At 37.5% G+C, this 26,125-nt stretch carries 20 protein-coding genes and 1 riboswitch; of the genes, 9 read left to right on the top strand and 11 right to left on the bottom strand.

What is annotated here, in order from left to right:
- Window positions 1-16 precede the first annotated feature (16 nt).
- From ACR30L_RS12400 to ACR30L_RS12390, 3 genes are all read right to left on the bottom strand, one after another.
- Window positions 17-496 (bottom strand): TRAP transporter small permease, encoded by a 480-nt coding sequence (locus ACR30L_RS12400; RefSeq protein WP_435234567.1) that lies wholly within the window; start codon window positions 494-496, stop codon window positions 17-19.
- Between the two features lie 71 nt (window positions 497-567).
- Complete coding sequence (locus tag ACR30L_RS12395) at window positions 568-1,527, bottom strand: TRAP transporter substrate-binding protein (protein WP_435234566.1); 960 nt, start codon at window positions 1,525-1,527, stop codon at window positions 568-570.
- 355 nt (window positions 1,528-1,882) lie between these two features.
- Complete coding sequence (locus ACR30L_RS12390) at window positions 1,883-3,073, bottom strand: potassium/proton antiporter (protein WP_435234565.1); 1,191 nt, start codon at window positions 3,071-3,073, stop codon at window positions 1,883-1,885.
- 821 nt (window positions 3,074-3,894) lie between these two features.
- Here ACR30L_RS12390 and ACR30L_RS12385 point away from each other — a divergent pair.
- Window positions 3,895-5,277 carry a polysaccharide lyase family 7 protein gene (locus ACR30L_RS12385; protein WP_435234564.1) on the top strand — a complete coding sequence of 461 codons (1,383 nt, stop codon included), beginning with the start codon at window positions 3,895-3,897 and terminating at the stop codon, window positions 5,275-5,277.
- Between the two features lie 712 nt (window positions 5,278-5,989).
- Here ACR30L_RS12385 and dsbB read toward each other — a convergent pair.
- Window positions 5,990-6,505, bottom strand: a complete 516-nt coding sequence (gene dsbB, locus ACR30L_RS12380) for a disulfide bond formation protein DsbB (protein WP_435234563.1) — start codon at window positions 6,503-6,505, stop codon at window positions 5,990-5,992.
- Between the two features lie 195 nt (window positions 6,506-6,700).
- Here dsbB and fadR point away from each other — a divergent pair, with 195 nt between their 5' ends.
- The 5 genes from fadR to ACR30L_RS12355 all read left to right on the top strand — a co-directional run bounded on the left by fadR (window position 6,701) and on the right by ACR30L_RS12355 (window position 12,862).
- Window positions 6,701-7,411, top strand: coding sequence for a fatty acid metabolism transcriptional regulator FadR (gene fadR, locus ACR30L_RS12375; protein WP_435234562.1), 711 nt, complete (start codon window positions 6,701-6,703; stop codon window positions 7,409-7,411).
- A gap of 125 nt (window positions 7,412-7,536) precedes the next feature.
- Window positions 7,537-10,017, top strand: coding sequence for a DNA translocase FtsK (locus ACR30L_RS12370; RefSeq protein ID WP_435237905.1), 2,481 nt, complete (start codon window positions 7,537-7,539; stop codon window positions 10,015-10,017).
- Between the two features lie 3 nt (window positions 10,018-10,020).
- Complete coding sequence (gene lolA / locus ACR30L_RS12365; protein WP_435234561.1) at window positions 10,021-10,638, top strand: outer membrane lipoprotein chaperone LolA; 618 nt, start codon at window positions 10,021-10,023, stop codon at window positions 10,636-10,638.
- A 52-nt stretch (window positions 10,639-10,690) separates the two neighbouring features.
- Window positions 10,691-10,808, top strand: a riboswitch (TPP riboswitch).
- A gap of 68 nt (window positions 10,809-10,876) precedes the next feature.
- On the top strand, window positions 10,877-11,728 hold the full coding sequence (thiD, locus tag ACR30L_RS12360) for a bifunctional hydroxymethylpyrimidine kinase/phosphomethylpyrimidine kinase (RefSeq protein ID WP_435234560.1): 852 nt from the start codon (window positions 10,877-10,879) through the stop codon (window positions 11,726-11,728).
- A 180-nt stretch (window positions 11,729-11,908) separates the two neighbouring features.
- Entirely contained in the window at window positions 11,909-12,862 is a 954-nt protein-coding gene (locus ACR30L_RS12355; protein ID WP_435234559.1) for an ABC transporter substrate-binding protein, read from the top strand.
- A gap of 51 nt (window positions 12,863-12,913) precedes the next feature.
- Here the strand turns inward: ACR30L_RS12355 and ACR30L_RS12350 are convergent, their stop codons facing one another.
- Window positions 12,914-14,272, bottom strand: a complete 1,359-nt coding sequence (locus ACR30L_RS12350) for a replication-associated recombination protein A (RefSeq protein WP_435234558.1) — start codon at window positions 14,270-14,272, stop codon at window positions 12,914-12,916.
- Between the two features lie 348 nt (window positions 14,273-14,620).
- Between ACR30L_RS12350 and serS the strand changes: the two genes are divergently transcribed.
- Window positions 14,621-15,907, top strand: coding sequence for a serine--tRNA ligase (gene serS, locus ACR30L_RS12345; RefSeq protein ID WP_435234557.1), 1,287 nt, complete (start codon window positions 14,621-14,623; stop codon window positions 15,905-15,907).
- 259 nt (window positions 15,908-16,166) lie between these two features.
- On the opposite strand, the gene ACR30L_RS12340 is transcribed toward serS, so the two are convergent.
- Window positions 16,167-16,367, bottom strand: coding sequence for a YaeP family protein (locus ACR30L_RS12340; RefSeq protein WP_435234556.1), 201 nt, complete (start codon window positions 16,365-16,367; stop codon window positions 16,167-16,169).
- A gap of 135 nt (window positions 16,368-16,502) precedes the next feature.
- Window positions 16,503-16,910, bottom strand: coding sequence for a SulA-like leucine-rich domain-containing protein (locus ACR30L_RS12335; RefSeq protein ID WP_435234555.1), 408 nt, complete (start codon window positions 16,908-16,910; stop codon window positions 16,503-16,505).
- 503 nt (window positions 16,911-17,413) lie between these two features.
- Between ACR30L_RS12335 and ACR30L_RS12330 the strand changes: the two genes are divergently transcribed.
- Window positions 17,414-19,414: a bifunctional metallophosphatase/5'-nucleotidase gene (locus ACR30L_RS12330; protein WP_435234554.1), complete on the top strand. Its 2,001-nt coding sequence runs from the start codon at window positions 17,414-17,416 to the stop codon at window positions 19,412-19,414.
- 674 nt (window positions 19,415-20,088) lie between these two features.
- Window positions 20,089-20,616 carry a hypothetical protein gene (locus ACR30L_RS12325; RefSeq protein WP_435234553.1) on the top strand — a complete coding sequence of 176 codons (528 nt, stop codon included), beginning with the start codon at window positions 20,089-20,091 and terminating at the stop codon, window positions 20,614-20,616.
- Window positions 20,617-20,710: 94 nt separating this feature from the next.
- Here the strand turns inward: ACR30L_RS12325 and nspC are convergent, their stop codons facing one another.
- The 4 genes from nspC to ACR30L_RS12305 form a co-directional block, all read right to left on the bottom strand.
- On the bottom strand, window positions 20,711-21,838 hold the full coding sequence (gene nspC, locus ACR30L_RS12320; RefSeq protein WP_435234552.1) for a carboxynorspermidine decarboxylase: 1,128 nt from the start codon (window positions 21,836-21,838) through the stop codon (window positions 20,711-20,713).
- A gap of 82 nt (window positions 21,839-21,920) precedes the next feature.
- Window positions 21,921-23,138, bottom strand: coding sequence for a carboxynorspermidine synthase (locus tag ACR30L_RS12315; protein WP_435234551.1), 1,218 nt, complete (start codon window positions 23,136-23,138; stop codon window positions 21,921-21,923).
- Window positions 23,139-24,629 carry a pyridoxal phosphate-dependent decarboxylase family protein gene (locus tag ACR30L_RS12310; protein WP_435234550.1) on the bottom strand — a complete coding sequence of 497 codons (1,491 nt, stop codon included), beginning with the start codon at window positions 24,627-24,629 and terminating at the stop codon, window positions 23,139-23,141. It abuts the gene before it with no gap.
- 4 nt (window positions 24,630-24,633) lie between these two features.
- Window positions 24,634-26,040: a diaminobutyrate--2-oxoglutarate transaminase family protein gene (locus tag ACR30L_RS12305; RefSeq protein WP_435234549.1), complete on the bottom strand. Its 1,407-nt coding sequence runs from the start codon at window positions 26,038-26,040 to the stop codon at window positions 24,634-24,636.
- Window positions 26,041-26,125: the final 85 nt, after the last annotated feature.

The raw sequence follows: 26,125 nt of genomic DNA, 5'->3' as shown, positions 1-26,125 counted from the left end.
TAAATCCTTCTTAAATTTATTTTTGGTTAGGTTTAACGAACAGTTCAATCGTATTTAATGCCAGATAAATGAGGATAATTACGGCTGAAATAGGTAATATTGCATAAACATTAGACATGGGTAATTGCAATGCAGGTGATAATTGTTGGGTGGTGCGTTCCATTAATGCCAAACCGCCCTTAAGCATTGCTAAAGAGATAAATGTACAAGAAATGGCATTGATAAGTAGGTGTAAAGCTGTATGTGCTTTGCCTTTTAAATGTCCATCTAATAATGTTATTGCTAAGTGTCCTTTTACTCCAAATAAATAACTGGCACCTAATAACCCAAACCAGACCATTAAATAACGTGCAAGTTCATCGGTCCAGTTACTCGGATCATTTAACACATAACGACTAAAAACTTGCCAAGTAACGGTGACTACCAGCAACATTAATGCAAAAGAAGAAATACAAAGAATCAACCTATTAAGTAGGTTTCTAAATGATGTTAACATGGAGTTATACCTCAAAAAATTTTGCCCTAGCTAAGCTTGGGCAAAATTATATTTTTACAATCTAATACTTATTAAAGCGCTTCGATTTTATCAATGAAGTTTGCTAATTTAGGATCTTTTTTAGCTTCATCAATCATAGGTTTAACAGCTGCGCGGAAAGGGGCTTTATCTACTTCCACAAAAGTTACGCCTTCTTCTATACCTTTTGCTTTGTTTTTATTATCTATTGCATCCCATAATTTAATTTCTTCATCAAGGGATTCTGCAGCCGCTTCTTTTAAGATTTTTTGCTCATCTGCTGTTAATGAACTCCATTTGTTTTCTGAAATGATAATCACGTCAGGTGTCATCATATGTTGGTCCATGGAGTAAAATTTAGCAACTTCACTGTGTTTCATTTCAACTAAGCTAGAAATATTATTTTCAGCACCATCAATAACGCCCTGTTGTAAAGCTGTGTAAACTTCATTGAATGGAACTGGAGTCGCTTTACCGCCCAATAGGTTAACCATTTCCATCATGGTTGGCGATCCTGGAACGCGTACTTTCATGCCAGCTAGATCGGCTGGTGAATTAATTGGCTTTTTAGCGTAGAAGCTACGTGTACCTGAATCATAAAAAGTAAGACCGATGAAACCTTTGCCTTCACTTGAAAGTAACATTTCTTCTGCAACGTCACTCTTCATGAATTTTCTCATATGTGGCACATCACGGAATAGGAACGGTAGTGCATTAACTTTAAAGGTTGGTTCAAAAGATTCTGCTAATCCACCATTAATTTTAGCCATATCAATTGCGCCGGTAACAACTTGTTCTGCTTGATCACGCTCAGAGCCTAGTTGTCCATTTGGAAAGATTTTAATAGTAAGATCACCGTTAGATTTTTCTTTTACTTTTTCAGCTAAGATAACCATGCCTTGGTGAGCTGCACTTTCTAATGACATTGCATGACCTAATGTCAGCATTTTTGCAGAAACGTTTACACTTGTGAAAAGTGATGCAATAAGTAGTGGTAATACGAGCTTTTTCATTTTCTTTCCTTAAATCTAATTTAAATTATGGTTGTTTCGGTAAATAATGATCAGAATAAAAGACGTTTATCTGCTCTGATATTAACTGTGATTAATTGTAAATGCGTCCTTAAATAATACAATATTATGTTGATTGAAACATGATCTACACACTGCGTTAGATCACATTTTATTTATGAGTGTTTTTTACTGGTTAAGGATGGCGCTTTAAATTAAGGGGAGGAGTGAGGTTTTTTAATAACCTATCTTATTGTTGTTAATTGAGATTTAGCAAGGAAGTCACAAAAATAAAAATGAATTGTATGAATAATAGACTTTTTAATTATTTAAAAATATTAAACAATACAATCCTCACTTATTCATTGATATTAAGGTCTAATTTTTTAGCAAGAGGTTCAATCGCGCCACCTTGTATAAAGACTGAAATCAATACAACAAAAAATACCATGTTAACGATTGTTAAGCTTTCATTGACACCTGCAGCCGCAGGGATAAGTGAAAATACAAGTGGTGTTGCACCTTTCAAGCCAATCGCAGAAATAAAGGCTCTTTTTCTCCAACTTGTTCTTGGAAAAAATAAATAACAACATTGAACCGCAAGGGGTCTTGCTATGAATATAAGCAATATAGCTGGAATAATCGATAGGTACATTACTTCAAAAAGTTGATGCGGAAATATTTGCAAACCAAGCACAATAAACATTAATGCCTGCGCTAACCATGAACAACTATTAAAAAAGTGTTTAGTGATTACTTTCCCTTTGTTAACACCATTTCCAATAACGATACCAATAATATAAGAAGCTAATAATATGTTGCCGCCCGCAAATTCCGTTCCATAGGTTGCTAATACAAAACTTGCGAGAATAAAGACAGGTATTAATCCATATTCTTCTAATTTGATATGGTTAAGTAGCCAAACACAAAGCCTTCCGACTAAATAAGCAATCGTTAATGACGTTAGTATTTGTTCTAATAATTCAAAGGTGACAATGGTTATTGAGATATGGTGAGAGGGGGTTAGTGCCAATTCCGTTAATAATACCACTAAGATAAGTGCAACGGGGTCATTTGTTGATGATTCGAACTCCAGAATTGTGCCCGTTTGTTCTTTTAAATTCAGTTTTTTAGATTTTAAAATTGAAAAGACGGCTGCAGAATCCGTTGAAGAAACAATTGCTGCAAATAATAAACAATGAATAAATGATAACCCCAGTACGAAATAAATTAATAATCCGAATATAAGAGTGGTTAGCAAAACACCGAGGGTCGACAATATGCCACCTTCTCGAAATGCAATACAGATTTTATTCGTCGTTGTATTTAATCCCCCCACGAACACTATAATATTAAGTGCAATTCCCCCAACAATTGAAGTTAATTCAATATTGTCGTAACTGAACCCTAACTCTCCATTACCCAACGATAAACCAACGCCCATAAAAATGAGTAAAGAGGGGATGCCAAAGGTACGAGAGGGATGATGTAATAAAATACCAATACCAATTAAGCTAGCTATATAAATTAATATCAATTGGTAGGTCATTCATTTTCCTTGGTTGGGGTCGCGTTGTTATTGGGATGGTTAAAGGTGAACTTAAACTTAAATAAGTCTTTTCAGTGTAACAAATTAAATGAGAATTTATAGCATTAGTATCAATAATTTTATTAAATTTCTTTAACTTATTTTTATATATTAAATGATAGCTAATATAGATTAAATTGCTGTTTATTTGTTTTTATTGCCGTACGTAATGTTTTATTGCTTATAGGTCTAATTAGGTTGTTTATCTGAGTTGAAGCTGACATTTTTTACTTCTATTTTCACTGTGGAGATTAAATTAACTTATTATTTATCAAGTGGAGATGTTGTTTTTACTCTTTAATGGGTTGTTTGTTGAATTAGTTCTATACCCGTTACCAATCAAGATGCGTTTATCAGTCACTAGCTCGGATACCAAGGCAAGGCGTAACATGATGACCTTTCGAGCGATTAACTGCGTTAATCCTCTATCGGTAGATGTAAAAACAAGACTTTACATCTTTAATGGCTAGTCCTTATCGAATGTTATAACGCAGGATTGGTGTTCGAGCTAGTGACCCGCAGGGCAAGACGAGAGGCAAACATCTTCGTTGTTATAAAGTCTCGATTTAACCCGTTAGATCTTCACCTTTATGCCTAGAATCTGCTCACCTCTGGTCTTGCTGATTTCTGCATATTGAATGGTAACGGGTATATAAGGCAGTTCACATTATTGAATAAAATAAACGAATATGAAACACATTTACCGTGCCGATAAAAATTCAAGTGTTATTGTATGATTAAATATTATTGAGACATTATACATTAGAAAGGAATTTTAGAATATGAGCCGGAATGCTTTAATTTTTTGTCCATTGATTACTTTAGCTTTAACAGGTTGCGATAGTAGTTCATCTTCAACAGATAGTAATGCAACGTATAGCAGTTCATCCATTGCATCGCTAAGTATTGTTAGTGCAAGTGATGATGGATTGTATAGCGATGATTATAATCCCAGTAACACCATTGATGGTGATATAACTGAAGAATCTCGTTGGGTAAGTTCAGGCACGGATAATGCGATTACCTTTGATTTAGGTGAGAGTTATAAAGTCACCAGTATTGAAGTGTATTGGTATAACAGTGATGAACGGAATTATTATTTTGATGTAACTAGCTCAACGGATAATAGTGAATGGACTACATTATTAAGCGATCAAATATCGGATGGCACCGGTGATGACTATGAAACTATTGATATTACCGACACCGTTGCACAATACATTACCATTACTGGGCAGGGGAATTCCGTTGACTCGGATAATAGTATTGTTGAAGTTATTATTAATGGTTATTCGACAGAAATTAATGATTCCGATTATGGATTAAGTGCTTCTTTAACCCCATCGGAAAATTTCGATTTAACTGATTGGTATGTCAGTATCCCTATCGATGAAGATAATTCTGGAACTGCTGATTCGATTTATGAGGCTGAGCTTAACAATGGTTATGAAAATACCGATTATTTTTATACGGGGGATGATGGCGCAATGGTCTTTGTTTGTCCTGTAGATGGTTATAAAACCTCAACGAATACGTCTTATACTCGAACTGAATTACGTGAAATGTTACGCAGCGGTGATACCAGTATTAGTACAAAATCCGATGCTAATAATTGGGCCTTTTCAAGTATTGAGCTCGATGATCAAGAGGATTTTGGTGGCATTGATGGTGTATTAACTGCGACATTAGCAGTAAATCACGTTACTTCAACAGGAGATGATTATCAAATAGGGCGCGTTATTATTGGGCAAATTCATGCAGCAAGTAATGAGCCAGCTCGTTTATATTATCGTTTACTGCCTGATAATACGAAGGGTTCTATTTATCTCGCCCATGAACCCGCAGAAGGGTATGGGGATGAACAATGGTATACCTTGATTGGTAGCCGCAGTGATGATGCGAGTGACCCAAGTGATGGTATTGAATTAAATGAAAAGTTTTCTTATCGAATTGAAGTAGAAGGAGACCTACTTACGGTGACTATTTCCCGAGATGGATATGACGATGTCACTAAAGAAGTCAATATGAGTGACAGTGGTTATGACGACAGTGATAATTATATGTATTTTAAAGCGGGAGTTTATAATCAGAATAACACTGGGGATGATGATGATTACGTACAAGCAAGCTTTTATTCTTTGTCTAATTCACATGATAATGATTAATTTATTAGATGCTACCCCCGACATCATATGATGACCTTTCAATTATTAACGGCGCTGCTCTTTTATCGGTAAATTAAAGCAGAGCCGTTATATCTTTTATCGCTTGTTCTTCTTAATCAGTTAATTCTTGTATATACCCGTTACCAATCAAGATGCGTTTATCATTTACTAGCTCGGATACCAAGGCAAGGCGTAACATGATGACCTTTCGAGCGATTAACTGCGTTAATCCTCTATCGGTAGATGTAAAAACAAGACTTTACATCTTTAATGGCTAGTCCTTATCGAATGTTATAACGCAGGATTGGTGTTCGAGCTAGTGACCCGCAGGGCAAGACGAGAGGCAAACATCTTCGTTGTTATAAAGTCTCGATTTAACCCGTTAGATCTTCACCTTTATGCCTAGAATCTGCTCACCTCTGGTCTTGCTGATTTCTGCATCTTGAATGGTAACGGGTATATTAAACGATAGTCGTGATAAACAACGTTGGTATTTATTAGCCTTAAATATATTGTGAATTGTAAATTGATGTTTATAGAATATTATTTCGAATAAAATAGCATATTGACTGTTAAGTGCTTAGAATACTGTATAAAATGACGGTGTTTATACAGTGCTTTGATTTTTCGTGTAAAATAGATTGACTGTAATTAGCACAAAAAAACAAGTGATTGACTTGTTTTTTTGTTTATTAGCTGGTTCTAAGGTAGTTTATTTTTTATTCGGTAGAACAGCACTGATCGCAATGACAATAAATATCGCAATATAAATACTGAAACTAACAATTAACCATTGTGGCATTGAATAACCCAGGAATTGCCAAACGATATCAGAACAATCGCCGGTAGGGTTAAATAACCATGGAACCCATTGGTGTAATGGTGCCCAAGTTGGGAAATTTGGGAAGAAATCGCAAGTTGCAAAAGGCGATGGGTGAAATTGATAATTAGTGTGTTCAATCGACAATAAAAGTCCCCAAATAGCACTGACAATCCAAGTCGAAAAAGCAAATAATCTTACATAAATGTTTTTCGGGGCACTTGCTCCGATGAGCCCAGTTAAGAAAATCGTAATCATAGGAATACGTTCATAAATACACATAACACAGGGTTCTAAATGCATCACATGTTGAAAATATAAAGCGCATAGTTCCATAAATAATGCGCTAGCACCAAGAAGTAGCCAAGGCCAGCGAAGTTTTGAAAGATTTTTTAATGTAGCACGCACGGTTATTCCTTACAGATCATTGTTTGATTGGTAGAACTTAAAAAAAGAAAGTTATTGTAGTTGCTAATGAATTCGAAAGTAAAACAATATTGAAAATAACACGCTTTTATTTTCAATATTGTTTAAACAAGGACTTATATCACCCCATATTGTCTGTGGTATCATAAAAATAATAAGAAGAGGTGAACGCGTTAAATGAAAATGAAAGTAAAAGGCCCTGCAGACGTTGCTGAGCAATATTTAATTGAATCTATTTGGAATGGTTCGATTAAAATTAACTCAGAGTTGCCAGCAGAACGCTTATTAGCGGATAAGATCGGTGTCACCCGTACCACTCTACGCGAAGTTTTGCAGCGATTATCAAAGGATGGATGGATTACGATTAGTCACGGAAAACCGACTAAAGTAAATAATTTCTGGGAAACATCTGGTTTAAATATTTTGAGTACGTTGACAAGGTTAGATGTCGCTCGACGAGGGGATTTTATTGACCAATTAATGTCGGTACGAACCAATGTTAGTGCCATTATTTTACGTATGGCAGCAAAACATAACCAGCAAAGTGTCATTGATTTTCTAGAAGATGCGCCGTCGATTGATTCGAGTAGTGAAGAGTTTACTGAATTTGACTATCGCTTCTACCATGAGGTCGCAGTCTCCTCAAATAATATGATTTATGTATTAATACTTAATGGATTACAGGATCTTTATCGAAAAGTAGGTACTTTTTACTTTTCTAATACCGAAGCACGATCCATTGCTTTGTCTTTTTATGCTGAAATAAAAGCAGTATTAGAACAAGGGGAAGTGCAACATATTATGCAAATTGTGCGTGATTCTGCCTTTGCTAGTGGTAAAATATGGCTGCGTTTACGTCATCAATTACCTGAAGATTTTTTAGATTAGTAACAAATAAAGTATATAAATGAACTAGTTTAAGCATTTATTGTCAATAGATGGTCAACAGAATTAGTATCATTATTCGCATTTCATTTTTAGTATTCAAGGTTATTTTTGTGTTGAAAAAAAATATGATCAATCACCTTAACGGTGTGCAAAAGCTATTTGAAGTTGGCATCATAGTCAGTGTTTTTATTGCTATTTTTATCTCTATTTCTCTTTTTACATTCTCCGAAACTGATCCCAGTTGGTCCCAGCAACAATGGGTTGCTGAAATAGAAAATGCGGGCGGAAAAGGCGGTGCTTGGGTTGCCGATATCCTCTTCTATGCATTTGGGTTATTAGCTTATTTTATTCCTTTAATTATTGTGTTTATGGCATGGATTCTACTTTGGAAACCTAAACTAAAACTTGATATCGATTTTTTAAACCTGGGCTTGCGTGTTGTTGGTTTTGTTTTTACGTTATTTAGTATGTCAGGCATTGCGTCGCTTAATTTTAATGACTTTCATTATTACCCTTCAGGTGGCTTAATTGGTGATATCGTCGCGCAAAGCATGTTAGGTTTCTTTAGCTTATTAGCCGTGAATTTAATCTTGTTGACTCTTTTGATTTCAGGGACAACATTATTATTTGGATTTTCTTGGTTGCGTTTTATTGATGGGGTAGGGGCTTTCGTCATTGCCACTTGTGCTTGGTTGGTCAATATTCCAACCATGTTAGCGGAGCGAAGTACCAAAAAGGCAGAGCAAAAACAACAAAAAGAAATTGAACAAAAAAGTATTGCTAATGTTGCCGCTATTACACCTGAAGCTGCTCAAATAGAACAGATACAAACTGAATCTGAGCCAGACGTTATCATCGAGGATGATAATGCTGCGGATGCATTACCCGGGTTTAGTTTTAATGATATAGAAATCGATGATGAATATGATAATGCACCATTTTCTATTAACGATGATTTTAATGATGACGTCTTTGATGAGCCTATTCCAACTATTGAAAAGGATGTTATTCAGCCCTCGAAACCGGCTCCTAAAGTTGAAGCAAAAGTTGATTTCTCTCATCTTCCTGAACACGCTAGACCTGTTATTAAAAGAAAAGTTGAATCGGGTTTAGCACCTTTTCCAAGTATTGATTTATTGGATAAGCCCAATAAGAAATATGACCCTATTTCCCAAGAGGATTTGGATGCGGCGGCACGTTTAGTTGAAAGTAAATTACTTGAATTTAAAATAAAAGCGGAAGTCGTCAATGTATTACCAGGCCCGGTTATTACGCGATTTGAATTGGCACTTTCACCCGGTATGAAAGTTAGTACTGTCACCAGTTTAGAAAAAGATTTAGCGCGTGCGTTGTCTGCAATGAGTGTACGTGTTGTTGATCAAATCCCAGGTAAATCAGTTATTGCACTTGAATTACCTAATAAGCATCGAGAAATTGTATTTTCTTCACAGGTGCTTGGTAGTGATGCCTTTGCAAAAGCTAAATCACCTTTAAGTATGGTCTTAGGGGCGGATATTTCAGGGCAACCCGTTGTGGTTGACCTTGGTAAAATGCCGCATTTATTAGTTGCGGGTACGACGGGCTCAGGTAAATCTGTTGGGGTAAACTGTATGTTGGTTAGTTTACTTTACAAATCGGCTCCTGAAGATGTTCGTATGATATTGATTGACCCTAAAATGCTTGAGTTAAGTGTTTATGAAGGTATTCCACATCTATTAACTGAAGTCGTTACGGATATGAAAGAAGCGGCGAACGCATTGCGTTGGTGTGTAGGGGAAATGGAGCGTCGTTATAAATTGCTGTCGGCGGTCGGGGTACGTACCTTGGCGGGTTATAATAAAGCAGTGAAAGAAAGTATTGAAGCAGGTGAACCTTTGACCGATCCTTTATGGAAACCGGGCGATAGTATGGATGTCTCAGCACCAGAATTAGAAAAATTGCCAAGTATTGTTGTCGTTGTTGATGAGTTTGCCGATATGATGATGATTGTTGGTAAGAAATGTGAAGAGCTGATTACTCGTATTGCACAGAAAGCACGTGCGGCAGGCATTCATTTAATTCTTGCAACACAACGTCCATCGGTTGATGTTATTACTGGTTTGATTAAAGCCAATATACCAACGCGTATTGCCTTTCAGGTTTCAAGTAAAATTGATTCTCGTACTATTTTAGGACAGCAGGGCGCTGAAACATTACTGGGTCATGGTGATATGCTTTATATGCCACCAGGTGTGGGCGTACCAACACGTGTTCATGGGGCGTTTGTTGATGATCATGAAGTTCATAAAGTGGTTAATGATTGGAAAAAACGTGGTGAGCCGAATTATATTCAAGATATTCTTAATGGTGAAACGTCCTTAGATACGCTTCTTCCTGGTGAAGAAGCTGAAGGAGATGAAGAGATTGATGCGCTATTTGATGAAGTTGTCGCATTTATAACGGAAACACGTAAAGTGTCGATTTCCAGTATTCAACGTAAATTTAGAATTGGTTACAATCGTTCAGCCAGATTGGTTGATCAATTACAAGCACAGGGCGTGATTAGCGCGCCTTCTGGTGCAAATAGCAGTCGTGATGTACTTGCACCACCTCCAGTCAAGGATTAAACAATGAAAAAAATTATTTTAGCGGCATTTTTACTGATAATGACTCCACTTTATGCTGTTTCTGCCACGCAAAGTGATGCTGATTTATTAAAGGAAAAGTTAGCACAGTTTAAGCAAATTAATGCTCAGTTTTCTCAAGTTGTGACGAATGCCGAAGGCAAGGTACTCAATAAAAGCGAAGGGACACTGTCTATTTCTCGCCCTGGTAAATTTCGTTGGGAAGTGTTGACACCAGAACAAGATCTTATTATCTCAGATGGCGTTACCATGTGGATGTACAGTCCTTTTATTGAACAGGTTACCTTGGTCAATTTAAGTGATGCAATTGCAGGTACACCCTTTGTTTTACTTTCTGGGGCCACTCAAGCTCAGTGGGATAAATACACAGTTAAAAAACAAAATGAACAATTTATGATTAAAACGAAAGACGTCAGTGCGCCGCAAAATAGTTTTATTTTTGAATTTGATAAAACGGGGAATATTAGCCGTTTTGAAGTAATTGAAGCACAAGGACAACGTAGTGATTTCGCCTTAACGTACTCTCAAAAAAGTAAAAATATACCTGCAGATTACTTTACTTTTTCGATACCTGAGGGGGTAGAGGTCGACGACCAACGTTAGATTTACGCATACACATAAGTGCAATTCGACCTTTTTCGTTATTGTACTTATATAAATATAGTCGGGGGGCTGTTAAGGCTGAGATTGCGTATTAGTTGATTCACTATTGAGCAAGACCCGTAGAACCTGATTCAGTTAATACTGGCGTAGGGAACTATTATCTTGCTATTTATGCTTTTTGTTAGAAAAAGCAAAGAGTTGCTTGATGTAGATCCTGCTCGCTGGTGAGAGGAAATTTATGTCAAATTCCATTGATTTAGCCACTAATACGACAAAGTCTCCCCCGATTGTCTTAACTATTGCGGGCTCTGATAGCGGTGGGGGTGCCGGTATTCAAGCTGATATTAAGGCTATTTCAGCTACTGGTGGTTATGCGTGTTCGGTGATCACTGCAATAACAGCTCAAAATACGCAATCTGTCAGTGCTATATTTCCAATCCCCCTTGCGTATATTGCAAAGCAACTGGATGCAGTTTTTCTGGATCTTAATATTGTTGCGGTCAAAGTTGGCATGCTAGCCGGCATTGATATTATTAAACTTGTTGCGCAAAAAATAAAACAGTATCGCCCTGCATTTGTTGTTGTTGACCCGGTTATGGTGGCAACCAGTGGTGATTTGTTGTTGCCTTCCTCTGCAATGAATACATTAATATCCGACCTATTTCCATTAGCCCATTTAATTACACCTAATATCCCGGAAGCAGCTGTATTGACTGGGCAAAAATACTCTTTAGAAATCGATAATATAAACAATTTTGTTAACCCATTAAGGGCGTTAACACCTAATGCGATATTATTGAAAGGAGGGCATTTAGCAATGAATGAAATAAGCGTTGATATATTGATTACGCAGGATTCAATTGAATCATTTTCCCGTCGTCGCATTGATACAAAAAATACTCATGGAACGGGTTGTACATTGTCTTCTGCTATTGCTTCTTATTTGGCGCAAGGCCACGACTTATATCAATCTATTATGCTTGCTAAACAATATATTTCATTAGCCATTGCTCATGCAGATGAATTATCCGTTGGTCATGGGCATGGTCCCGTTAATCATTTTTTTCGAGGCCATCAAGATTTACGATAATGTTCGATTGAGATTTTATGCAGTGGTATACCGATTATTTAATGTCTATGGTACTCTCTTGCACCATCCCTATATTTGGCGGAGTGATTTTTTAATTAATCGTAATCGGTTTTATTAAAAAATAATTGTGCATTAAAAGCGTCAAGTATCTTATATGTAAAAGGCATAGAAGGAACATTAATGAAATTCAATAAACTATTAACAATTATCCTGTTGATTGTCACTACTATGTCATCATCGGTGATGGCTAAGAATAAAAAAGTAACTTTAATGCTCGATTGGTTTGTTAATCCAAACCATGGGCCGATTGTTATCGCTCAGCTACGTGGATACTTTAAGGCACAAGGTCTTGATATTGATATTCAACAGCCTGAAGATCCGAGTATGCCTGCTAAGTTGGTTGCAGAGGGGAAAGTTGACCTCGCTGTTTCCTATCAACCAAGTTTGATTATGGATGTTGCTGCCGGTTTACCACTTATTCGAACGGCTACGTTAATTGCGACCCCACTTAATGCATTAACAGTATTAGATAATAGTCATATTAAAGGGTTAACCGACCTCAAAGGTAAAAAAATTGGTATATCCGTAGTTGGCAATGAGCAAGCGGCATTAGGGCCGATGTTAATGTCGCATAATGTACAGCTTACCGATGTTGAAATAGTAAATGTTGGCATGAATTTAACCACTTCCCTGGCTTCTGGTGAAGTAGATGCAATCTGGGGGGGATTTCGAAACTTTGAAGCTACTCATTTGGCATTAGAAGGCATTCAAACTAAAAGTTTTTTTCCAGAAGAACATGGGGTGCCTGTTTATGATGAGCTTATATTGATTGCGAATGCTAAAAATTATGATAAGCACGTTGTAATCGCATTTAATAACGCATTAGAGCAAGCTGCTAATTATATTGTTAATCATCAAGATGAATCATGGAAAGAGTTTGTTACTTATTCACCGGACACATTAAATAATGAATTAAATAAACGTGCTTGGAATGATACATTAACGCGCTTCTCTTTACGTCCCGCTGCGACGGATATGCAACGTTATAATCATTATGCTCAATTTATGGTTGAACATAATATTATTGATGCAGTACCGAATGTACGGGACTATGTGCCTATATTGTTACGTTGATTTTAGCGCCTAGCCCATGTTGGTTACTAGTCCATGTGGGTTAGGTGTCTATTAGCGTTTATGATTCGTTTCTAGCATCTGTAAGTAAGCCAATTTATCTTTTATCTTTTTCTCGAATCCCCTATCATTTGGCTCATAATAAACTGCATCGACTAATTCATCGGGTAGATATTGTTGGCCGATGGAATAGGCGCCATCTTCATCATGGCTATATCGGTAGCCAACACCGTAGCCTAAATCAGCCATGGTTTGTCTTGGGGCATTTCTTAAGTGCATTGGCACATCGTAGTCTGGTAAATGTTTAGCGTCGTATAATGCTTTTTTCCACGCTAAATGGATCGCATTACTTTTCGGACAACTTGCCAGGTAAGTCACAGCTTGCGCCAGTGAGTCTGTTTCAGCAATACCTAAACGTTCAAAGGCTTGCCAACAGCTTAATACTAATTTAACGGCATTGGGCTCTGCATTGCCAACGTCCTCAGATGCAATTGCTAACATGCGACGGAAAATATAATCATGAGGACAACCTGAATGAATCATTCTAGCTGCCCAATAAAGTCCTGCCTGTGCATCTGAACCACGTATACTTTTGTGAAAAGCACTGATTAAGTTATACCAATCTTCACCTTTTTTATCAAAACGTGTAGTTTTAGAATCGATAATACTTTTTAAGGTTTCTTTGGTTAATTTAATTTCAATTGAACCATCGTGTGGTCGAGATGTATCATACAGCCGCTCTAATGTATTAAGGGCAATACGCATATCACCATTCGCAAGGTTAGCAATAACCTCGAGTAAACCGTCTTCACAAATTATTTGATATTGAATGTCACCTTGATTAAGGCCTCGACTTGTATCATTAATTGCCCGTTTAAGCATAGTAACTAACGCATCGCTAGGTAAGGTTTTTAATAGGTAAATAGCTAACCTTGAGAGTAACGCTTTATTTAATTCGAAGGCGACGTTCTCGGTTGTCGCTGCAATCAAATGAACAGTACCATCTTCAATATGCGGTAATAATGAATCCTGTTGTGATTTAGATAATCGATGGATTTCATCAAGGTAAATTACCGTGGGTCTATCATTGTTTTGTTTAGCAAAAGCAACGGCTTCTCGGATCGATTTTACCCCATCCATTACTCCCGATAAATGTTTAATATAGGCATCAGCACTGTTGGCCATAATACTGGCTAAAGTCGATTTCCCTGTTCCCGGTGGACCAACAAGCACACATGAGTGAATAATACCGTGTTCAATTGCTTGTCTTAAAGGTGAGTTTTTATTTTCTAATAAATGTGCCTGGCCAATGTATTCAGCCAGGGTGCTAGGGCGCATACGTGAAGCTAATGGCTCATGTTGTTTGTTTTGGCCAAGTAGTGAATATTGTAGATGATTTTGATGATTGGCCACGCAGGTATTCCTTATATAACACTGTATTAGATTAAAAAATTATACCATACCTAAATTAGCGGTGGCTGCTCTTTCGGGGGGACTTTTGTTTCAATATCCACAGCAATGTGATGAGATTGAGTGATTTTTGCTGGTGAGATAAACAACAATTGCTGTGTTTTAATGAATATATTGATATTTAATGGTTTTAGGGTGACAAGTCCCTTTGGAAAAAGATTCCCATTTGTTACAATCTTGTTCATATTATTGTCTGGATACCAGTCAATGCATCAAAACAGTTAGCTCGTCACCTAATGGTCGTTTCACCATTTGGTTTTAGATATTAGCCTCACAGCATTAGGATACAGAATGTTAGATCCCAAATTTTTACGTAATGACATTGAAGAAACAGCTGCACGATTAGCAACCCGTGGTTTTATTTTAGATACTGATCAACTTAAGCAATTAGAAGAAAAAAGAAAGCAGCTACAAATTGACACGGAAAATTTACAATCACAGCGAAATAGCCGATCCAAAGAAATCGGAATGGCTGCAAAACGTGGTGAAGATATTGCGCCATTACGTGAAGATATGTCGAAGTTGGGTGAACAATTAGATCAAACTAAAGCTGAATTTGAACTAGTGAGTAATCAAATCCAAGAAATTGCTTATACTATTCCTAATTTACCCGATGCCTCTGTGCCCGTTGGTAAAAATGAAGATGAAAATGTAGAAATTTCTACTTGGGGTGAGCCGAAGCACTTTGATTTTGAAGTCAAAGATCACGTCGATCTCGGTGAAGCGTTAGGTGGGTTAGATTTTAAATCTGCGGTAAAAATTAGTGGCTCTCGTTTTATTGTTATGCAAGGTCAGATTGCTAAATTGCATCGCTCACTCGCTCAATACATGCTAGACCTACACACAACACAGCATGGATATACAGAAATGTATGTTCCACTTTTAGTGAATAAAGAAAGTTTATACGGAACAACGCAGTTACCGAAATTTAGTGCAGATTTATTTAATACCCAACCTGCGACAGAAGAAGGGGTTGGTATGTCTCTTATTCCTTCTGCTGAAGTGCCTTTAACAAACATGAGTCGTGATATGATTTACGATGCTGCTGATTTACCTATTCGAATTACGGCGCATACTGCATGTTTCCGAAGCGAGGCTGGTTCATATGGTCGTGATACACGTGGCCTTATTCGTCAACATCAATTTGATAAAGTTGAGCTTGTTCAACTTGTTGATCCTGCAAAAAGCTTTGAGGCATTGGAAGAAATTACTTCACATGCTGAACAAGTGCTAAAAAATCTCGAATTACCATTCCGCCGTGTTGTACTTTGTACTGGAGACATGGGCTTTAGTGCAACGAAAACCTATGATCTAGAAGTATGGGTGCCAGCGCAGAAAACTTACCGCGAAATATCTTCATGTTCGAATGTTGGTGATTTCCAAGCGCGTCGTCTTCAGGCTCGTTTCCGTCCGGTAGGTGCTAAAAAACCAGAACTTATTCATACTTTAAACGGTTCAGGCTTAGCGGTGGGTCGTACGCTTGTTGCTGTATTAGAAAACTATCAACTTGAAGATGGTCGTATTGAAGTACCTAAGGTGTTACAAAACTATATGGGTGGTTTAACTCATATCGGTTAAATTGATTCTTGTGGTATTTCATACAACAAAAAAGGAGCTAATTTAGCTCCTTTTTTGTTGTGTCAGTGTTAATAAGTAAAGTAATAGAATTTGTGCCAATCGCGATAATTAATTGCTTTATTTTACGGGGCAAAATTTTTGTTTTTTGTTGAAAGTGCCATAAAATGAAACAACTATTTACCTCCACTTTCGATTCGAACTAAACACTTTTTCCCGTATTAAATGTGGTTCTCATATTTAACACAATTGAGATGGCTTATTAGTCATCATTATAATCACTTAATGCAAGATTCGCTGCAGCGAAAGCAGCTTGATTGCGAACATCTTCTGGTAAATCTTCATTAGCAGCTATTAAGTCTAAATTTTTAATCGCACAGGTAATTGCTTTTGGTATATAACCTACATCGCCGCTGCCGATTTGATTAATTAAGTTTTTTGTTTTTTCGCTATAGGGATACATACAGTTCTCTCATTATTTACAATGTCATTAATATTGTTGAAATTTTTAACTACTTTTTGTCCTGCCTGTATTTGGCAACATTAAAAGTGAGTAGCAAATAATACTATAACTAATTTTGTAACGAAACTAATCAAATTATTGCGTGCAGTAGACAAAACATTTGCTATTTGATGCGAGTGCAAGTTCAGATAATTCATTTTGTAATGAAGCATCACAATCAGTTAACCAAGTCACTACCGTTGAATAATTACCACTTTTTAGTGTGGATTTAAGTAGTTCGCTATGATCACCAATTTTATTTTGGGGTAGTGTGATTATGCGATTTTTGTGTATTCCTGCTTGTTGTAAAAAGGTGACATTTGGTTTTCCTGGTGGAGCGATAAATAGGATCCAGCGTTGCTCTACATCACGAGTGATATGAGATAACAGTGAATAATAGTTTTCAATATCATAGGAAATGGTTAGCGATGGCAATGCGTTGTTAGGAATAATAACGCTAGCTGGTGTGTGCTGAGTATTGTTTTGCATATAATTTGTTAACATAAAATCACCTGTTTAAATAAACACTGTATGGATTAACAGTATATTGATATTGGTTATTTATCAAGTCATTTATTCAATTAATTAGAATAAATGGTCGTATTTCAAACAAGTTCCGTCTGTTTTAGAAACATTTAGCCCGATTTACAAGCAGTAAAAGAAAGGGGCATACCTTATTATCGGCAGGAGTAATAAAATATTGAGCATAAATAGCATCTGATGTTTAGCGGTGGGAATATGCTATTTCTTTTTAATAAAATAATTGTTGTTTTTTTATTGTCTAACTAGTCAGCATTTTAGTTATGTGTAATAGTAATGATTGTTAATATCAATTTGACCTCACTTTTACATTGTTTTATGGAAACCGTAATACGGCTGACATATAACATGGTCAAGATCGGTATTAATTAATCAGGAAATTAATGGATATGGATAAATAATTTTCTGACTAAAAAAACGTTGGCTTTTAATAACGCCAATAATGAATGGAATTAATGGAGAACAACATGATTGATAATAAAAAAAAATGGGTAATGGCACCACTTGCTTTATCAATATCACTGGCACTATCTGGATGTATTGATGAGGACGATGATGATGTAGAAGAAGCTGCTTTTACATTACAACTATTACACGTTGCCGATATTGATGGTTCAACCTCTGATGCACTTGCCTATGCGGGCACGTTCGCTAGTAATGTTTCTGCACTTACGAGTGAATATCCTAATAACACATTATTTCTCAGTTCAGGAGATAACCTAATTCCTGGTTCTTTGTATGCAGCTGCTGAAGATGATTCGATGTCAGATATTGAAAGTATTGGTATCCCTGGTGGCGGTCGTGCACACATTGCAATGTTAAATGAGATGGGGTTGCAAGCTTCAGCGGTTGGTAATCATGATCTTGATGAAGGTACCGCTGCATTTGCTGAGTTTATTGCAACCGAATCCGGTGGTGAAACATCCGATTATGTTGGTACTCAATTTCCCTATTTAAGTGTTAATTTAGACTTTTCTGCAGACACTAATACCGCAAATTATGTCGTTGATGATGGACAGGTAGCCAGTACTATTCCTAATAGCCTTGCGGGAACCACAATTATTGAAGTGGACGGAGAAACCATTGGGATTATTGGAGCAACTACGCCGACAGAAGAAGATATCACATCAACTGAAGATATTACTGTCACACCGGAAAGTGATGATACGGCCGAATTGGCTGCTATTATTCAGGAGAAAGTGGATGAGTTAACTGCTCAAGGGATAAATAAAATTATCTTACTGGCACATATGCAACAAATTTCAGTTGAAGAAGAGTTGGCAACACTTTTAACTGATGTCGATATTATTGTTGCAGGTGGATCAAATACATTGCTTGCAAATGATGGCGATGATCTTCTAGATGGTGATGAAGCTGCGGACAGTTATCCCGTTTATAAAACCAACCCAGATGGCTATCAAGTACCCGTTGTGAATGTTGATGGTGATTATAAATACCTTGGTCGTTTAGTCGTTGGTTTTGATGAACAGGGAAACCTTTTAACATCGACTATTGACGATGATATTAGTGGTCCATACGCAAGTGATATTGATCTTGGTGGTACTGTTAATACGGCTGTGAATAGTATTGTCTCTGCTGTTGAAGATTTATTATTAGCGGCCGAAGGTAATGTACAAGGGCATACTGATGTATATATCAACGGGACAAGGGGTTATGTACGTACTGAAGAAGTTAACCTAGGTGATTTAACTGCTGACGCTAACCTTTGGTATGCAAGGTTGTACGATGACTCGGTTCAAATCTCTCTTAAGAATGGTGGCGGTATTCGTGCTGATATCGGATATTATGCCTATCCTGCGGGTTCAACCAGTGCAGATGATTTAGCATACTTCCCACCTGCGGCCTACGAGGCGGCTGGAAAAGAAGAAGGTGATATCTCGCAATATGATATCCAAACCGCATTGGCATTTAATAATGATCTAACCACCTTAACGGTGACTGCTTCTGAATTAAAAGGTCTGCTTGAGCATGGCGTCTCACAAATGGATGAGGCAGATGGTCGATTCCCACAAGTGGCTGGTATTTGTTTCGAATATGACTCATCACTGACTTCTTCTGAAGATGGCGATGGCGAAAGAGTAACGAGCATAACTCTTGATGCAAATCGTGATGGCGATTGTAGCGATGACGGTGATACCGTTATTTTTGCAGATGGTAGCCTTGTCGATGCGAGTTACACGTTAGTCAGCTTGACTTACTTAGTAGGGGGCGGTGATAGTTATACATTCCCTTCAACTGATCAAGTTGATTTAGGCGCTGAAGATGAGATTAGTCTAATGGATGCCGTTGATCCGGGCCTATCTAGTTTTGCTGATACAGGTTCAGAGCAAGATGCATTAGCTGAGTATTTACGCGTTACTTACCCAAATGCAGATTCACCCTATGATATCGCTGATGATATTGATGGTGGTGATGCGGATATGCGTATTATAAAAACAAATGACTAAGTTGTTATAATGACTATACCCGTTAGATCTTCACCTTTATGCCTAGAATCTGCTCACCTCTCGTCTTGCTGATTTCTGCATCTTGAATGGTAACGGGTATAGGTTATACTCAATCCGAATGTTAATGTAACATTCGGATTTTTTTATCTATATTTAAGCTTCCTATTGCATAAGTAAATAGAGATCACTGTGTTATCTTCTGGTATTAATTCCTACTTTCAATTCTTTATTAATGAAGCATCATTACTTCAATATTTAGTTTTATAACATTTAAACTAACGATCCGGTACAGTGATGTATGTAACGCTATGATTTTTATATGTAATTAATTCTTTATTAACTTGTATATAGATTACTTGGAAAGTGTTTATATGTTGTCTATTTTAGTAAATATAATTCAGAAAAATGTCATTTCTATCTTTTAAACTTTTCTTTAATTGGTCATGAAAAAATATGTTTGAGTCAAAAAAATGTTGCTAGCTAGTTAATTGTAAAGTGTGGTATGTTTATTTCGCTTAACATCCATGGAATATGATTTTAAGTCTATTTTATGGCTCTGTTTGTTAACTATCTACTAGAGAGGCAGGTACCGTAGTTGGGAGTTATTAGGTCTAGAATGCGAAACATATGACGACGCATTTGAGTTAAAATTTAATAAATAATGGAACTACAATATGAATTTATCTACACGCACTATTTTATTAATCGGTTTTGTCAGCCTTGCGGGTTGTACAACTAAGCCGCCAACATTTGGAGAGCGTATACTTTCTGAAGGTGAGTCTCGCGTTGAAATTGCAGAGCAATGGGATGAAGGCAATGAAATGTATATAGAAGGTAATAAAGAGGTTGCCAGTGGGACAAAATTACTCGAAAAAGGCCAATCTTATCTAGCGAAGGGTGAGAAATTAATTACATCGGGTAACCTTAAAGTCCAAACGAATAAACAAGCGTACCAAACAGTGATAAAAACAACATTAGGTGTCACAACAGCTACATTAGCGACAGAGCAAGTTGCTAAACTAAATAAAATAGCCAAAGCTTGGGAAGATGGTGAAGAAGATATTGCCGATGGTAATAAATTAATTAAACGTGGTAATGACAATATCACAGAAGGCCAAGAAGATATTACAGAAGGCCAAAAATTGGTTACTCAGGGCCAATCAATGATGACGTCTGCAGAGCGTCTTTATAATAATAACTGAGTCTTTTTAGTTTATGTAGAAGGTGCCATCTTAATTCATTGAATTGAGTGGCACCTTGCTTATTTGAGGTTAATATCCCATCTCAGTGGATATTTTATTTTCCCAATGTGCGTTTAAAATCTTCATAGCCAAATTCGTTTAACAATTCAATATCACCATTAACGCGCTGGTAGTAAATACTCGGCATTTTTAATCCATTGAACCAATTCAGTTTAACCATGGTATAACCCGCTGAGTCCATTAAATGCAGTTTTTGTCCAATATATAATGGTTGGTCAAATTGTGTTTCACAGAAAGTATCGCCTGCTAGACAAGAGCATGAACCTATAATATATGAATGTGTTCCGTTATCCGATGCTTCTCGAATAGAGGCGGGTTCATTGTAAATAAGCGTGTCTAAACGATGTGCTTCGGTTGCACTGTCAACAATAGCGGTTTGTTTTTCATTCTCTACAATATCAATAACGCTCACGACAAGATCCGCAGTACGAGTGATGATCGCTTCGCCGGGCTCTAGGTAAAGCTGAATATTGTGTTTTTGGGAAAATGCTTTTAATGCCGCGCCCAGTTTTTCAATAGGATAATTCGGATAAGTAAAGAAAATACCGCCACCTAAACTAAGCCATTTGAGTTGATTGAGGTAATCAGAAAAATTTTCAGAGATATGATCAAGAATAGCAATAAACGCATCAACATCTTTGTTTTCACAATTCATGTGAAACATAAAGCCTTCTACTTTTTCAAGTAGTGCGGGAGTCAGTAAATTTTGCTTTACGCCTAAACGTGAATATTGACGAGCTGGATTGGCTAAATCTTGCCCTGCGACACTCATTTCCGGATTAATGCGCAAGCCTAATGATGCAGCATTTTTACAGTTTTCATAATGTGTATCGAGTTGTGATAATGAATTAAAGATAATTTTATCTGATAGTGGTTTGACGGCCTCAATATCGGCTGTTGAATAACCGACACTGTACGCATGTGTTTCACCGCCAAACGTTTCATGGCCCAATTTTACTTCATAGGGTCCAGAGCTGGTAGTGCCATCTAAGTATGGTTTGATTGTGTCAAAGGTTCCCCAAGTTGAAAAACACTTTAGCGCTAATACTAACTTTGCACCTGAAATTGTTTTAAGTTGCTTAGCTTTCTCAAGATTATCGATCAGGCTTGCTTCATTGATTATAAAATAAGGGGTATTGAGAGTGTTTCGGTGTAAGCTCATGGGCGCAATCTTTTAATGAGGAGAATAGAATGACAAGCTGCGAACCTTGCTCGATTAATACAATGCTCGCAGCCTGTTAGTGTTAAATGGTTAATTCTTGAATTTCCCAACTTAAACCAATGCGTGGCATTAGATCTAAGAAGTGATCTGGGTTAAGTTGTTCAACATTATATAAGCCAACATCACTCCATTTATGCTGGAAGTAAAGTAATGCTGCTGTAATTGCAGGAACGCCCGTTGTGTATGAAATAGCTTGGTGTTCAACTTCGATATAAGCTTCTTTATGGTCACAGATATTGTAGATGAATACGCTTTTGGCTTTACCCTCTTTTTTACCACGTACCCATGTACCGATACAGGTTTTACCCGTGTAGCCAGGAGCAAGGGAAGTGGGATCCGGTAAAATAGCTTTTAATACTTTTAGTGGTTCAACGGTGATTCCATCGACTGTTGTCACGGCTTCTGTATTCAATAGGCCAATATCACGCATCACATTGAAGTAATTGAGATAGGTATCAGAGAAACCCATCCAGAATTCAATACGTTTAGCCGGTAAAAACTCAGCCATCGAACGCACTTCATCGTGTGCCATTGAGTATACTTTTTGTTTACCTACAACGGGGAAATCAAATTCCATCATACGGGTATGACAAGGTACTTGTTTCCATTCTTGATTTTCGAAGTAGAAAGAATCGCCTTGAATTTCAAGCATATTGGTTTCAGGATCAAAGTTGGTTGCAAATTTTTGGCCATGATCGCCGGCATTCACATCCATAACATCGATACTATCAATTTCATCAAATAAGTGTTTGTGTGCATAGGTAGCAAATACACTCACAACACCTGGATCAAAACCTGCTCCTAAGATGCCCGTAATACCGGCTTCTTTAAATCGGTCTGCAAATGCCCATTGTGGATCGTAAGCTTCTGGAACTTGTTGTCCTTCGCTGCATAAGTCAGTGGCAACGGACGTATCGATATAAGCGGTTTTAGTTTGTACACAGGCTTCCATGATTGCGACGTTTACCCAAGGAGGACCTGCATTTATCAGTAGGTCCGGTTGTACTTGGTTAATTAAAGCAACTAATGCTTCAACATTATCAGCATCAATCTGCAATGCTTGGATTTTTTTTGTTGTGTCTTTTAAATTATCGCGCTCTTTGATGGAGGCAATAATTTTTTCACATTTAGAGACAGTACGAGAGGCAAGGGTGATATCACCAAATACATCGTTATTTTGTGCACATTTATGGGCAATAACCCAGCCTACGCCACCGGCGCCAATTTGTAATACAGACATTTATAAACCCTTTTCAATAAGTAGTTTGGCATTTGATTCGATTGTATTAAAGAGAGAATCAAAATCAGATAATGTTAAACATGGGTTTAACAATGTAAATTTTAAATATAATTTTCCGTCAACTTTGGTTTCGGCGATAACAGCTTGGCCAGTGGTTAACAGGTGTAAACGTAAACGTTGATGAAGTTGATTAAATTGAGCATCGGTTAAGTTTGTTTGATAACTTGGGCTTAAGCGAAATAATACCGTTGATAATAGTGGATCACAGCAGAGCTCAAAATGATTGTTTTGTTTAATCATTTCTGCAACATCTAAGGTTAATGCTAACAATCTGTCATACATTTTACCCAGTGTGTTTGCCCCGACACTTTTAAGTGTCATAAACATTTTTAATGCATCGAAACGTTTGGTCGTGGCGATACTTTTATCAACTAAATTTGGCAGTTCATCTCCTTCACGATTCAGATAATCTGCATGGTGGAGTAAGCTATTAAAGTGATGTTTATCTTTAACAATTAATGCACCACAGCTGATCGTTTGATAGAAAAGTTTATGGAAGTCGACGCTGACCGAGTCTGCTGATTCAATTCCTTTTAAACGTGATTTATGTTTCTCACTTAGAATTAGTGCACCACCATAGGCACTGTCAACGTGGCACCATAAAGCATTTTTATGGCTAATTTCGACAATGCTTTGAAGATCGTCAATCGCGCCATGATCCGTTGTACCTGCTGTTGCTACAACGGCAATTGGCAATAAACCACTATCGTTGAGTGCTGTAATCGTTTGGCGCAAGTCATCGCAATCCATTTGTCCCTGCTGATTGGTTTTAACACAAACTACAGCACGTTCACCGAGCCCCATTAATGAAGCTGATTTTTGAACGGTAAAATGGGTCTTATCTGAACAGATTATGCGCATTTTATGGCCGTAATCGGGCAAGCCATCCTGTTGAATATTATGGGACGAATGCTTATTTGCAAACCAATCTCGAGCCAATAATAAGCCCATTAAGTTACTTTGGGTGCCACCACTGGTAAACACACCATCGGCTTGATTACCCATGGAGTAAGTTTTCACTAGCCAATCAATAATAAATTGTTCTAGATAAGTGGCACTAGATGCTTGGTCCCAAGAGTCCATTGATTGATTTAACACTGCAATGTAAAACTCGGCTAATACGGACGAAATCAGCGGTGGAGTATGCAAATGCGCAATGCAATGAGGATGCTGAACCATGATTGAATTTTTAGCAATCAACTCGGTAGCCTGTTTAATAACTTGTTCTAGTGGTTCGACCTGCGCAAGTTCACTATTATAAATAGCTTCCTTTAAAGTTGCTGGTGGCATACCAGAATAGGGGGCGTTGCATTGTTTAAAAAGCGTATTAATGCTTTCTAATGTCTGGGCACCCGCCTGTTCAAATGGCAAATTATTACCTTCGCCAATTTGAATGAAATGTTTTAACCAAGGTGATTGAGATTGATTCAAAGCATTAATCCTGTGTACATAAAATAGCGGTTTTAATGGTTTCAGCTACGAAGTTTATTTGTGTTTCGCTGATAATTAATGGGGGTAAGAAACGCAGAACAGCACCTTTACGTCCACCTTTTTCAATAATTAAACCGCGTTCTAATGCGGCGCGTTGAATTAAAATAGCGCGTTCAGGATCGCTAACCGGACGACCTAATCCATCGAATTCACCCGCTTTTACAATTTCAATTCCACACATTAACCCGCGCCCACGAACTTCAGCGATACAGTCAGTTTCAGCTTGGATATCGCGTAACATGCTACGTAATTGTTCACCGCGTTGCTTGGCGTTTTCGGTCAGGTTGTCACGTTGAATGATTTCTAAGGTTTTTGCACCCGATGCCATTGCCAACTGATTTCCTCGGAAAGTGCCTGTATGTTCACCAGCATTCCAACAATCGATTTTTTTATTGTAAATTATGACCGACATCGGCATCCCGCCACCAATCGCTTTAGATAGCACTAAAATATCAGGTTCAATGCCGGACTCTTCAAAGGCAAAGTTATCGCCACTGCGACCGATACCACATTGGACTTCATCGAATATTAATAAAATATCATGTTCATCGGCTAAACGTCGTAATTCTTGTAACCATAATGCAGGCGCGGGAATCACGCCGCCTTCACCTTGAATCGGTTCGACAATAAATGCAGCCGGTTTAGTAATGCCACTTTCATCGTCATTTAATATTGATTCAATATAATGAATACTTTGTTTTACACCTTCAACACCACCGAGTCCGAAAGAACAACGTAAGTTGTATGGGAATGGAAAGAAATGTACATCGGACATTAATCCCGTACGACGGCTTTTATTCGCAAGGTTACCGGTTAATGCAAGTGAACCATTGGTCATACCGTGATAAGCACCATGGAAAGATCCCATTGTATTGCGTTGTGTGTAAAGCTTAGCGAGTTTAATGGCGGCTTCAACGGCATCCGCACCAGAGGGACCACAAAATTGAATATGCGCATTTTTCGCAAAATCACGAGGTAAAAATTGCATCACTGCTTTGATAAATTCATCTTTAACTGGGGTGGTTAAATCCAACGTTTGATAAGGTACACCTTCATTTAATTGAGCGATCATCACTTGGTTAATTTCACTGTGGTTATAACCTAATGGTAGTGCTCCTGCACCTGCAAGGCAGTCTACGTAAACCTGACCCTTTGTATCTTCAATGATCACGCCACGCGTACTTTTAATTGCAATTGGTAAACGGCGAGGGTAAGAGCGAACTTCTGACTCATAATGCTCTTGGCTTAATAAAATATTATCGGGCGTTAAGTCATACAGTTCTGTCACTAACGGAATTTCTTGATCATTGGTAAGACAAGTTTCTGGTGCTAAATTGAGAACGTTTTGCATAACGGACTCCTTAAAAATAATGGGAAGTAACCATAAATGGAAAATTTTGGGCCGATTTACAATACGTTAATAAAGTCGACAGAGT

It is taken from the genome of Psychromonas saccharinae (genome assembly GCF_051201515.1).
Lineage (GTDB): Bacteria > Pseudomonadota > Gammaproteobacteria > Enterobacterales > Psychromonadaceae > Psychromonas.
Note: the sequence above shows the minus strand (reverse complement) of the source record. Positions and strands in the feature narration are given on the sequence as shown.

What these genes read in the sequence shown, in the direction of transcription:
- ACR30L_RS12400 (WP_435234567.1), bottom strand. Translation starts at nt 496, where the DNA reads ATGTTAACATCATTTAGAAACCTACTTAATAGGTTGATTCTTTGTATT.
- ACR30L_RS12395 (WP_435234566.1), bottom strand. Translation starts at nt 1,527, where the DNA reads ATGAAAAAGCTCGTATTACCACTACTTATTGCATCACTTTTCACAAGT.
- ACR30L_RS12390 (WP_435234565.1), bottom strand. Translation starts at nt 3,073, where the DNA reads ATGACCTACCAATTGATATTAATTTATATAGCTAGCTTAATTGGTATT.
- ACR30L_RS12385 (WP_435234564.1), top strand. Translation starts at nt 3,895, where the DNA reads ATGAGCCGGAATGCTTTAATTTTTTGTCCATTGATTACTTTAGCTTTA.
- fadR (WP_435234562.1), top strand. Translation starts at nt 6,701, where the DNA reads ATGAAAATGAAAGTAAAAGGCCCTGCAGACGTTGCTGAGCAATATTTA.
- ACR30L_RS12370 (WP_435237905.1), top strand. Translation starts at nt 7,537, where the DNA reads ATGATCAATCACCTTAACGGTGTGCAAAAGCTATTTGAAGTTGGCATC.
- lolA (WP_435234561.1), top strand. Translation starts at nt 10,021, where the DNA reads ATGAAAAAAATTATTTTAGCGGCATTTTTACTGATAATGACTCCACTT.
- thiD (WP_435234560.1), top strand. Translation starts at nt 10,877, where the DNA reads ATGTCAAATTCCATTGATTTAGCCACTAATACGACAAAGTCTCCCCCG.
- ACR30L_RS12355 (WP_435234559.1), top strand. Translation starts at nt 11,909, where the DNA reads ATGAAATTCAATAAACTATTAACAATTATCCTGTTGATTGTCACTACT.
- serS (WP_435234557.1), top strand. Translation starts at nt 14,621, where the DNA reads ATGTTAGATCCCAAATTTTTACGTAATGACATTGAAGAAACAGCTGCA.
- ACR30L_RS12340 (WP_435234556.1), bottom strand. Translation starts at nt 16,367, where the DNA reads ATGTATCCCTATAGCGAAAAAACAAAAAACTTAATTAATCAAATCGGC.
- ACR30L_RS12335 (WP_435234555.1), bottom strand. Translation starts at nt 16,910, where the DNA reads ATGTTAACAAATTATATGCAAAACAATACTCAGCACACACCAGCTAGC.
- ACR30L_RS12330 (WP_435234554.1), top strand. Translation starts at nt 17,414, where the DNA reads ATGATTGATAATAAAAAAAAATGGGTAATGGCACCACTTGCTTTATCA.
- ACR30L_RS12325 (WP_435234553.1), top strand. Translation starts at nt 20,089, where the DNA reads ATGAATTTATCTACACGCACTATTTTATTAATCGGTTTTGTCAGCCTT.
- nspC (WP_435234552.1), bottom strand. Translation starts at nt 21,838, where the DNA reads ATGAGCTTACACCGAAACACTCTCAATACCCCTTATTTTATAATCAAT.
- ACR30L_RS12315 (WP_435234551.1), bottom strand. Translation starts at nt 23,138, where the DNA reads ATGTCTGTATTACAAATTGGCGCCGGTGGCGTAGGCTGGGTTATTGCC.
- ACR30L_RS12305 (WP_435234549.1), bottom strand. Translation starts at nt 26,040, where the DNA reads ATGCAAAACGTTCTCAATTTAGCACCAGAAACTTGTCTTACCAATGAT.